This window comes from Gemmata palustris (assembly GCF_017939745.1).
Classification (GTDB): Bacteria; Planctomycetota; Planctomycetia; order Gemmatales; family Gemmataceae; genus Gemmata; species Gemmata palustris.
The window spans coordinates 98,417-109,388 of sequence record NZ_JAGKQQ010000002.1; the positions used below are offsets into that span (position 1 = coordinate 98,417).

The 10,972-nt window shown below is 66.3% G+C and carries 6 protein-coding genes and 1 tRNA gene; 1 reads left to right on the plus strand and 6 read right to left on the minus strand.

Annotation, left to right across the window (positions count from 1 at the left end; translation table 11 throughout):
• Positions 1-200 precede the first annotated feature (200 nt).
• Positions 201-749, minus strand: a complete 549-nt coding sequence (locus J8F10_RS41025) for a transposase family protein (protein WP_390891158.1) — start codon at positions 747-749, stop codon at positions 201-203.
• A gap of 108 nt (positions 750-857) precedes the next feature.
• Between J8F10_RS41025 and J8F10_RS34950 the strand changes: the two genes are divergently transcribed.
• Positions 858-928, plus strand: a tRNA-Gln gene (locus J8F10_RS34950).
• A gap of 233 nt (positions 929-1,161) precedes the next feature.
• Here J8F10_RS34950 and J8F10_RS34955 read toward each other — a convergent pair.
• From J8F10_RS34955 to J8F10_RS34975, 5 genes are all read right to left on the minus strand, one after another.
• Positions 1,162-4,434: an efflux RND transporter permease subunit gene (locus J8F10_RS34955; protein ID WP_210662533.1), complete on the minus strand. Its 3,273-nt coding sequence runs from the start codon at positions 4,432-4,434 to the stop codon at positions 1,162-1,164.
• A gap of 109 nt (positions 4,435-4,543) precedes the next feature.
• On the minus strand, positions 4,544-5,782 hold the full coding sequence (locus J8F10_RS34960; RefSeq protein WP_210662535.1) for an efflux RND transporter periplasmic adaptor subunit: 1,239 nt from the start codon (positions 5,780-5,782) through the stop codon (positions 4,544-4,546).
• Between the two features lie 578 nt (positions 5,783-6,360).
• A complete protein-coding gene (locus J8F10_RS34965) occupies positions 6,361-7,113 on the minus strand; it encodes a response regulator transcription factor (protein WP_210662537.1) in 753 nt (250 codons plus the stop codon).
• A gap of 75 nt (positions 7,114-7,188) precedes the next feature.
• Positions 7,189-10,347: a hybrid sensor histidine kinase/response regulator gene (locus tag J8F10_RS34970; RefSeq protein WP_210662539.1), complete on the minus strand. Its 3,159-nt coding sequence runs from the start codon at positions 10,345-10,347 to the stop codon at positions 7,189-7,191.
• Between the two features lie 60 nt (positions 10,348-10,407).
• Positions 10,408-10,971 (minus strand): hypothetical protein, encoded by a 564-nt coding sequence (locus J8F10_RS34975; protein WP_210662541.1) that lies wholly within the window; start codon positions 10,969-10,971, stop codon positions 10,408-10,410.
• Position 10,972: the final 1 nt, after the last annotated feature.

A 10,972-nucleotide genomic window follows, 5' to 3' on the forward strand; every position in this document is an offset into this window, starting at 1 on the left:
TGAAGAGGACCGCGTAGATCAGCCTATTGGAGCCCACCGAGAGAACGAACCCCCAGCCACCCTTCGCTCCTTGCATAGGCGGTATTCCAACGGGTGCCAGTGTCCAACCAAAAGCGCGCCGGCCACGGGCGGAACTTAACGCATCAAGTCACATACAACCGGCACCTCTGAACCGCCGCACAGACTCTCTAAAATGAAGGTCACGGGGCGTCGCCAAGTTCTCCGGCGCGGTTGCCGGGAACTGGGTAATTGAGGTAACCCCGGCGACCGGCTCCCGAACGCCTCGGCCGCCTGGGGTCACGAACGTGGCGAGATCGGCCGGGCGCCGACAACAGGGCCTCGGCCAGAACGACCCGCCCGCTGAGCACAGTGCGAATGACCCACGGCACCTCGTACCCGACTGTAACCCGTCGATGGCACGCGCTCCCAGAGTGGCTTCGCCGGCCCGACGTCGAGCCGGCGAAGGAGGTCGGAGGGTGGCCAAGCACGGGGTTCGGGCGGATCAGAACTCCAGAGCGTGTGCCCGCGGGTTCCGTGATCCGTGCGAATTGGGCGACGGCTTCCAGGGAGTGCATGCCCGCGAGTGCGGCGACGACCACGAGGTTCAGAACCACCGGGAGCGGGTACCAGCGCCCCGACGGATCACGCGGGTCGAGAATCGTGGCCAGAACCTCTGCCAGCGACAATGCGCTTCCGTACCGGTCCCCGGTATTAAAGAGGGCCGGGGCGAATACCAAGACTTCGCCCAAGTACCAAAACCAACGAACTACACAGCCCGCGTCCGCGCCGAACGCCCTTGTCGATTCTCGATTTGGCCGCTATATTCGTGTTAATCGTGCTGTAGCTTTGAAATGAATTGGGGATTGGTGTAACGGTAGCACGAGTGACTCTGACTCACTTAGTCTAGGTTCGAATCCTAGATCCCCAACTCAACAAAACCCCACGATTTCAAGTAAATCGTGGGGTTTTTCATTTCCCTGCCCGCGCTCGTTCACACACCCTGTAGCCAAACGCCTTTTCGACGGTCGCGGTGGAAACCATTTCCACCGGTGGCGTCTGGCCCTACGACTCCTCAACGCATTACCAACGCCCGAAAATTAAACGGCCATGATGTGCTCAACTGGAAGCAGTCATGGAGCGGGTGAAGTCTCACCCCGATCTTTACGCCGGGTGTTGAGGAGGCGGCGCCTCCGGCTTGACCGGTTCATGCGCCGGTGCGGGCGCGTGAGCCTTGCCACCGCGGTCGCGGACGCGCTCCATCAGGTTGTAGAACACCGGCGTGAAGAAGATCCCGAACACGGTCACGCCCAACATCCCGCTGAAGACCGCGGTGCCGAGGGCCTTCCGCATTTCGGCCCCCGCGCCCTCACCGACCAGCAGCGGAACCACGCCGAGGATGAACGCGAAGCTGGTCATCAGAATGGGCCGCAGGCGCTGGGTCGCGGCTTCAATGGCCGCCTCGAACCGCGGCATCCCGGCCTCGCGCTTCTGCTTCGCGAACTCCACGATGAGGATCGCGTTCTTGGTCGCCAGACCGACCAGCACGACCAGTCCGATCTGGCTGAACACGTTCAGGTCCAGGAGCGTAACCAGAAGCCCGATCACGGCGCACAAGAGACACATCGGCACGATCAGCACAATGGCGAGCGGCAGCAACCAGCTCTCGTACAGCGCCGCCAGCACCAGGAACGCGACCAGCACGCTGAGCCCGAACACCAGGAGCGTGGTGTCGCCCCGGAACTCGAACACGCCCGACAGCCCGACCTTCGTGTTGGCCGCCTGCTTCTGCTGGTACGCCATGTCCGTCCACTCGTAGCTCAGGCCCGGCGGCAGGTCGCGCTTCGCGAGCTTCTCCATCTTGTCGATCGCCTGCCCCGACGAGATCAGGAACGGGATCGTGATCCCGTTCAGGTCGGCCGACGGGTACATCTGGTAGCGATTGACCTTGCTCGGCCCCTGGAACGGTTCCGTTTTGATGAGCCCCGCGATCGGGATCATGTCGCCGTTCGGCCCGCGCACCTTGATCTTGTTCAGATCCTCCACGGACCGGCGGAACGGTCCGTCGGCCTGCACGGTCACCTGCCAGTTCCGGTTGTCGAGCGTGATGTCGTTGACGTAAACCTGTCCCATGTACGACTGCAGCGCGTCGTTGACGGCACTCACCGACACGCCCATCTGCTGCACGCGGTCGCGGTCCACCGTGAGGAACACCTGCGGGTTGTTCGACCGGTACGAGCTGAACGCGGCCGGGATGCCCTCCGCCGGGTTCTTGCTCGCTTCGCCGGCCAGCGCCCACGTCATCCCTTCGAGAACTTCCGGCCCCAGGTTCCCGCGGTCCTGGATCTGCAATTTGAACCCGCCGGCGTTACCCAGGCCCAGAATGGGCGGCGCGCCGAACGCAGTGGCCGTGCCGCCGCGGATCTTCTCGAACTTCGCGTTCAGCTCGCGCATGATGTCGTCCGCGTGCCGCCCCTTGCGCTGCTCGAAGGGCTTCAAGCACACGTAAATGCCGCCGTTGTTCGAGACGTTCGCGCTGGAGAAAATCGAGTACCCGCTGATCTGCACCGTGTTGGCCACGCCGTCGGTCGAGAGGCACGCATCGGCCACCTCCTTCATCACGGCGTCGGTGCGCTCCACGGCCTCGCCCGGGGGCAATTCCAGGTTCACCACCAAATAGCCCTGGTCCTGTTGCGGAATGAACCCGCCGGGCACCGTGCGGAACCCGAGGTACGCCAGCCCCAGCAGCCCGGCGTACACCACCAGCACCACGACCGTGAGCCGGATCAGCCAACTGATCGAGCTCCCGTACAACTTCGTGCCGCGATCGAACGCCCAGTTGAACCCGCGGAACAACCACCACCCGAACAGGTAGTACAGTGCCTTATCGATCCAGTCCTTGCTCCCGTGGTGATCCCGGAGCAACAGCGGGCACAGGGCCGGGCTGAGCGTGAGCGAGTTGAACGCGGAAATCACCGTACTGACCGCGATCGTCACCGCGAACTGTTTGAAGAACTGCCCGGTCAGCCCGGGGATGACCGCGGCCGGGACGAACACGGCACACAGCACCAGCGACACGCCGATGATCGCCATCCCCACCTCGGACATTGCTTTTCTGGTCGCGTCCAACGGGCTGAGGCCGCGCGCGATGTGGAACTCGACCGCCTCGACCACCACGATGGCGTCGTCCACCACGATCCCGATGGCGAGCACCATGCCGAAGAGCGTGAGGTTGTTGATCGAGTACCCCAGCACGAACATGACCGCGAGCGTGCCCACCAGAGACACCGGCACCGCGATCATCGGGATCAGGGCCGCGCGCCAGTTCTGGAGGAACAGCAGCACCACGATGAACACGAGGACGATCGCCTCGAACAGCGTCTTCACCACCTCCTGCACGCTCGCCCGCACGAAGTCCGTCGGGTCATAAACAATGTCGTACTCGAGGCCGTCCGGCCAGTCCGGGGACGCGCGCAGCTCTTTCATCTTCTCCTTGATCGCGGTCGCGGTGCTGAAGGCGTTCCCCCCCGGGAGCTGGAACACGGGGAGCCCGACCGACGGCCGGTTGTTCAGCGCGCTGGACGAGTCGTAGGCCTTCGCCCCGAGTTCGACGCGGGCCACGTCGCTCAGCCGCACCAGGGCCTCGCCCTTCGCCCCGGTCTTCACCACGATGTCCTTGAACTGTTGCTCGGTCTTCAACCGGCCGAGCGTGTTCACCACGAGTTGCCGCGTCTGCCCGCGCGGGACCGGTGGCAGCCCGATCTGCCCGGCCGCGACCTGCACGTTCTGCTTGCGGATCGCGTCCACCACTTCGGCCGGCACGAGGTTCACGTTGGTCATCTTGTCCGGGTCCAGCCACACGCGCATGGAGTAGTCGCGGTTCCCGAACATGAACACGTCGCCGACCCCGTCGATGCGCGCCAGTTCGTCCTTCACCGCGAGGTTCGAGTGCCGGCTCACGGCCAGTTGCTGCTCGAAGATCTCGGCGTCCGACTTCGCCTCTTTCGTCGCGAACATGTTCACGACGAGCAGAATCGCGGTGGACTGTTTCTTGGTCACGACCCCGAGCCGGCGCACCTCCTCGGGCAGTTGCGGTAGGGCCACGTTCACCCGGTTCTGCACCAGAACCTGCGCCATGTCCGGGTTCGTGCCGTGCTTGAACGTGATGATGAGCCGCATCGCGCCGTCGTTGGTCGCCTGCGACTCCATGTACATCATCCCCTCGACGCCGTTGACCTGCTGCTCCAGGGGGGCGGCCACGGTCTCGGACAGCGTGCGCGCGTCGGCCCCGGGGTAGTTCGCGGTGACCACGACTTGGGGCGGGACCACTTCCGGGTACTGGGCGATCGGCAACTGAGTGAGCGCGAGTATCCCCGCGAGCGTAATCAGCACCGAGAGGACCGCGGCGAAAACCGGTCGCGTGATGAAAAACTGCATGAGCAATGGGCCGGGTCAGGGTTCGTGAATCGGGACAGCAAGTAACGAACGGTGCCGGCCCCGGGCGGGACCGGGTCGGCACGCGCACTTTGTTACTCGACACTGTTGGTTATTTCACTGTGACGGTCGCACCGGGGCGCACGCGCAGGAGGTTGTCGGCCACGACCGTATCGGACTCGTCCAGTCCGCTCGGTGCGGACGCGGACGCCCGCCGGTTCACTTCCACGAGCCCGTTGAACGCCTCGCCCGGCTCGATCTCGCGGAGCTGGGCCTTCCCCTCCGTAACCGCGTACACGTACTGCTTCCGGTTTTGGCTGAAGACCACGGACTCCGGTATGGCCAGGACTTCGCGGGGGTTACCGGCCGAGACTCGCACCTGCACCGATGAGCCATCGAGAAGCGGGGGCACGCGCTCTTTACCCGGTACGGCCGCGGGGAGCGGGTTCGCGAACTCGGCGCGAATGGTCCGCGTGCCCGTTTCGCGCTCGATCCGGACATCAGCGTAATTGACGGTGCTGTTGTGGACCCGGTCGTTCGGATCACTGACGTAATCCTTCTCGTTCTTGAGCTTGATCGTCACCCCGATCTTCTCGGGGGTGACGATGGCCCCCGCCCGGATGCGTTCCGTGTACCAGAGCGACGTGAGTTCGTCCACTTCCCATAAACAGTAGATCGGTGTAACCGGGTACACGGAAACCAGTTCCGTTTTGTAGGCGTCGACCAGCGCCCCGGCCGCCACGGGCATCACGAACGTCTGGCTCACGCGCCCGGTCGTCGGGGCGTAGATGGTGCAGTATTTGAGGCTCTCTTCGGCCTTCGTTAGTGCCGATTCATTCGCGATCTTTGTGGCCTTTGAAACCTCTAACTGCGCCTCGGACACCTTCACGCTGGCCGCGGCCTTGTCCGACTCGGTCTTGGACCCGACGCCGGTATCGATTTGCTGCTTGATGCGCGCGTACTCGGCCTTGTCGCGCTCGATTTGAGCCGTCCAGTTGGCGATATCGGCCTGCGCCTTCGAGATGTCGGCTTTGGCCTTCTCGACGTCGGCCTTGTACAGGATCGGATCGATGCGGAACAGGACCGTCTTGCCCTCTTCCACGAAGTCGCCGTCCTTGAACTCGCGCGTGAGCACGCGCCCGGTCACTTGCGGGAGCACCTTCACCGGGTCTTTCGTAACTAGCCGCCCGGTAAACTCTTTCGTCGGGTTAAGCCGCGTCAGTTTCGGGCGAACGATCGCGACCGTTGGTGGTTCGGGCGGGGGCGGCTCGCCCGGCCCCTTTCCGCACCCGACCGCGGCGGCGACACTCGCACCCAAAACCACAATCGAAAACGCACGCGAAAACCGCATTGCTCGCTCCGTGCGACGTGAAATACGCAAAGTGTTAATAAATAGTGGTAACAACCGGGCAATCTAACAGACTCTGGTGAAACCACAAAATCGACTGGATGCGAACACGAGCTCAGAACTTTGTCAAAGTCCGTAGCCAAGAAAAATGTGTGACCCGCGTAGCAGAAAACGGACTGGGGAACGGCACGCGCACCTTGAGAACGATGCCCGGCACGATGGACCTGTTGTGCCGGGCGAAGGGCGGTTCAAACGTGCGGGAAAATAAATGGAATTTAGGAGTTACGCAGTTGAGGGCATCTCGCGCCCTAAGTTGTTTGATTTCAACCTCTTGCGATGCGGCCGCTTGTGCGAGCCTTCTAAGGCGCAAGCTGTTATCTAGCAATGCTTTAGGGCATGACATGCCATCAACTGCGTAACTCCTAGGAATTGTTGACACGTTTTGCGGGCTTAACGCGATTGACTAAACACCTGCTCGGGTCCGGTTCCTTAGAGGTGGTGTTGAACCCGTGGATCCTGTCAAAAACTTTGCACCCGAATTCGCGCTCACCGGCGCCGGCGCGCGTTCAACGCGCCCGCGCTCAAGTGGAAGCTTCGATGGACGCGAGTTCCGGCTCGACCACGCCCTTCCAACACCCGGGGCAGATGCCGTGACTGAACCGGGCCGCCGAGTGCGCGGTGATGTACGTCTCCACCCGGTGCCAGTAGTTCTGATCGTCCCGCACCGCCTTGCAGTAGCTGCAAATCGGGAGCAGCCCCTTGAGTTCTTTCACCTGCCCGAGCACGGCCTCCAGTTCCTGGACGCGCTCGGCGAGCCCCTGCTGAAGCGCGATCACGCGCTCGCCCACGCGGATGCGCGAGCGCAGCTCTTGCCGGTCGAACGGCTTGGTCACGTAGTCGTCCGCGCCGCTGTCGAGCCCGGCCACGATGTCGTCCGACTGCCCCCGCGCGGTCAACAGGATGACATACGTGGGGATCGACTGTGCCAGCGCGCGCACGCGCCGACACACCTCCGTCCCCTCGAGCCCGGGCATCATCCAGTCCAGGATCGCGAGGTGCGGGGCGTCGTCCGCGAGCAGCGCCGCCCACGCCTCGGCCCCGTCGCACGTCACGACGACCTCATACCCCCACCCCTGCAGGGTGCGCTCCAAAAGGGTGCGCGAGACCGGATCGTCCTCGGCGATGAGCGCGCGCGGCGCCACCACCGCCCGGCGCGCCGGGTGCGCAATGGTCCCGGAGATCCTCCCGCGCGAGACGTGTTCGCAGACCGGCCCCGGGTACGCCGCGGCCGGCGGTGACGACGGGGGAACGGGAAATTCAGGTGTGTCTGGCATGTTCGGTGTCTCGGTCACGAGAATCGGCTCCGCGCGGCGCCCGCCCGCGCGACCGGCTCTTCAGTTCGGGGCTCCTCAGCCAACGGTCTGCGGTTCGGGAAACTCGGCAAGGGCCGCGGCGAGCTGGGTGACTTCACGGGCCAGGGTCGCCAGCGCGCCCGGCGCTGCCGCGAGATCCCCGCTCGCGCCGATCTTTTCCAGGGCGCCCGCCGCTTCCACCGCGCCGCTCCCGCCGACGTACCCCGAGGCGCCCTTCAGTCCGTGCGCGGCGCGCTGAACGGTGGGGGCGTCGCCCCCGCTAACCGCGCGCTGCAGTTCGTCCAGGAACTTTTGTGAATCGCTGCAGAACAGCCCCGCGACCTCGGCGAACAGTTCCTCGTCCCCGCCCAGGCGCTCGAGAGCCGCGGCGCGATCGAACGCCGGGTCCGCGGCGCGCGGGGGGGGAGTCGGTTCGGTGACGGCAACGAGAGCCGCGGGAGCAGCGGGGGCCGTATCGACCGGCGCGAGGCTGATCGCCCAATCCAGCACCCGGAGGAGTTCGGTGCGCTGAACCGGCTTGCTCACGTAATCGTCCATCCCCGCCGCGAGGCACCGCTCCCGATCGCCCTTCATCGCGTGCGCGGTCATCGCCACGATCGGCATGCGGTACCCGGTACCGACCTCGCGCGCCCGGATCGTGCCGGTCGCCTCGAAGCCGTCCATCTCCGGCATCTGTACGTCCATGAAAATAACATCGAACGGGGCGGGGCGGGAATCAGAATTATTCGGCAAGAGGCCGGAAATCGGCCGGTCCCCCTCCCCCCCGCTCGGGGCCACCGCGTCGGGACCGTAAAGGGCGATGAGCGCCTGCCGGCCGTCGGCCGCGAGCGTCACGCTGTGACCGAACTTCTCCAGCAGCCGGGAAATGACCCGCTGGTTCACCGGGTTGTCCTCGGCCACCAGTACGCGGATCGACCGGCCCCCCGGCGCGCCCGCGGCCGCCCGCGGCTCGGACCTCTTGTCCGGGGGCACGGTCCCGACCGAAGACGCGCCGCGCATCGCCGTCGCGATCGCCCGGTTGAGTTCCGCCGGCTTCACCGGTTTGACCAGGTACGAGGACACGCCGAGGTTCCGGCACCGGGCCGCGTCGCCCTGGCGGTCGGCCGAGGTGAGCATGAGGACCACGGTCCCGGCGAGCGCCGGGTCGCGCCCGATCCGCTCGGCCACCGTGAACCCGTCCATGCCCGGCATCATCCCGTCCAGCAGCAGGAGCGGGAACGGGGTGCCGTTCGCCACCGCCCACCGCAGTTCGTCCAACCCCTCCGGCCCGCTCGCCGCGCACGTCGGTTTGGCGCCCCAGTGGCGGACCGTTTCGGCGAGCACCCGGCGGTTGGTCGCGTTGTCGTCCACGATCAGCACCGGGAGCCCCTTCAGGTCCGCGGGCACCTCCACCACGCGCGCGATCGACCCGCACGCGCGCTCCAATCGCGCGTCGAAGAAGAACGTGCTCCCCACCCCCAGTTCGCTCTCGGCCCCCACGCGCCCGCCCATCAGTTCGACCAGCCGCTGGCAGATGGTCAGACCCAGGCCCGTTCCGCCGTACTTCCGGGTGGTGCTCCCGTCGGCCTGGGTGAACGGCTCGAACACGGACTTGAGTTTGTGCGGTGCGATCCCGATCCCGGTGTCCGTGACGTGGAACCGGAGCCGGACCGCGTCGCCCGGTTCGGGCACCCGCTCGCACCGCACGAGCACCTCGCCGCGCTCGGTGAACTTGATCGCGTTGCCCACCAGGTTGTTGAGCACCTGACGCAACCGGTGCCCGTCGCCGAGGAGCACGTCGGGCACGTCCGGGTGGGCCTCGTAGGTCAGTTCCAGTCCCTTACTGTGGGCGCGGACGGCCAGCGCTTTGAGCGTGTCGCCGACCATGTCGCGGACCGAGAACGGGAGCGGGTCGAGGTCCAACTTGCCCGCCTCGATCTTCGAGAAGTCGAGGATGTCGTTGATGACCGTGAGGAGCGCGTCGGCGGACGACTTGACGAGCCCCACCGACTCGCGCTGGTCCGGCGCCAGGGGGGACTCGAGGATCAAGTCCGTCATCCCGATGATGCCGTTCATCGGGGTCCGGATCTCGTGGCTCATGTTCGCCAGGAACTCGCTTTTCGCCTTGCTCGCGGCCTCGGCCTCGGTCGTCGCCCGGCGCAGCGCGGCCTCGCCCTCTTTGCGGGCGGTGATGTCCTGGATCTGGGACACGAAGTGGACCGGCGCGCCGGCCGCGTCGCGCACCAGCGAGACCCCGATCAGCACCCACACCACGTGCCCGTCCTTGTGGACGTAGCGCTTCTCGAGCTGGTACGTGCTCGTCTGCCCGCTCAGGGTGCGCCCGACGAACGCCAGATCGGACTCCAGGTCGGCGGGGTGCGTGATCCCCTGGAAGTCGCACGCGAGGAGCTCGGGTTCGGAGTACCCGACGATGGCGCAAAAGGCGCGGTTCACGCGCAGGAGCTGCCCCGTGGGAGCAACAAGGGCCATTCCGGTGGCGGCGTCGTCGAACGCCCGGCGGAACTGCTCCTCTTTTTGCCACAGCTCCGCGGTCCGCGCGCGCACGCGCTCCTCGACGTTAGCGCGCGCGACCTCGAGTTCGACCTCGCGCTCGGCCGTGCGCACCAGGTCGCGCTCGCCCCACCAACAGGAGAGCCCGAGGAACACGTCCATGAACACGACCCACCCGGCGTGCTCCACCCAGCGCCAGTTGGCCCCGGTGGTCGTCCCGTACACCGACTCGGGCCACGCGGCGCCCCGCACGATGTGGTCGAGCGCGGTCACCGCGGACGCGATAAAGAGCACCCGCCAGTCGCGGTACAGGGCCAGGAACGCGAGCGACCCGAACACGTGGAAGTGCGTCTCCGGGCGCCCGCCGGTGAGGTGGATGAGCAGCCCGGTGGAGAACATCTGTGCCGCCGCGATCACGAACCGCGTGTTCGTCCGACCGGGCCGGAAGAGGACGAGGAAGACCGGCAGCGCGACCACCACCCCGCCGAGCGCGACCGCGGCCCAAACGTGCGGGTGGGTCCGGCTGTCGGTCCCGGCCCAGGTGAGCGGCGACACCCACACGGCCAGCACGATCATCGCGACCCACTGGAACACGAGCAGCCCGGCGAACAGTTGGTCGGTCCGCCGGTGAATCGCGGCGCGGTAGAACGCCGCGAGCTCGCGCACGCGCGCCCCGGTCCCCGGATTCGTTTCTACCTCGGGCATACTTGACCTCTCCGAATCGGCAGTCGGCTGAGGGGCACAAATGTATTGCCCCGCGATCAATCAAGGCGTCAACAAGGGGCACCCGAAAACGGGCGCGCGGGCGGGCGCGAGGTGCCCGCTCATCCAGTCCAGAACCGCGCGCCGACCGGCACTTTCGCCGGCGCGCCCGCGGGCCGCAGTGAGTCCGCCGCGGAACACGATCCGGCCCGCCGGATCGGTCAGAACCGCCTGTCCCGAGGTTTCGGCCCCGAACCGGTGCGCGCCCGCGCCGGCTTCATCGAGCGCGACTTCTGTGCGGGGGATGCGGGCCGCGAGGTCCCACGATTCCCCGTGTTCCCACCCGTCCGGCGCGTCCGGCGGCCGAACGAACAAGACGCGAACCGACAGCTCCGGCGCAGCGCGCACGAGCTCGGCCGTTTCTCCCAGTGTGGCCCGTGTACACGGGCAGCGCGGGTGCGCGAACACGGTCAGGCACCAGCCCCCCGGGGCCGACTCGTCGGGCGCGGCCGTTTGCGCGCCGACCGTTCCGGGGGTGGCGTCGTACCGCTCCCAGAGCCAGAACCCGCCCGCGATCGCGGAGAGCCACACGAGCCCGATCAGCCAGACGGCGATTTCCCGCGCCACG

Bases quoted from the DNA above. Each gene is read 5' to 3' on its own strand.
- J8F10_RS34955 (WP_210662533.1), bottom strand. From the start codon at position 4,434: ATGCAGTTTTTCATCACGCGACCGGTTTTCGCCGCGGTCCTCTCGGTG.
- J8F10_RS34960 (WP_210662535.1), bottom strand. From the start codon at position 5,782: ATGCGGTTTTCGCGTGCGTTTTCGATTGTGGTTTTGGGTGCGAGTGTC.
- J8F10_RS34965 (WP_210662537.1), bottom strand. From the start codon at position 7,113: ATGCCAGACACACCTGAATTTCCCGTTCCCCCGTCGTCACCGCCGGCC.
- J8F10_RS34970 (WP_210662539.1), bottom strand. From the start codon at position 10,347: ATGCCCGAGGTAGAAACGAATCCGGGGACCGGGGCGCGCGTGCGCGAG.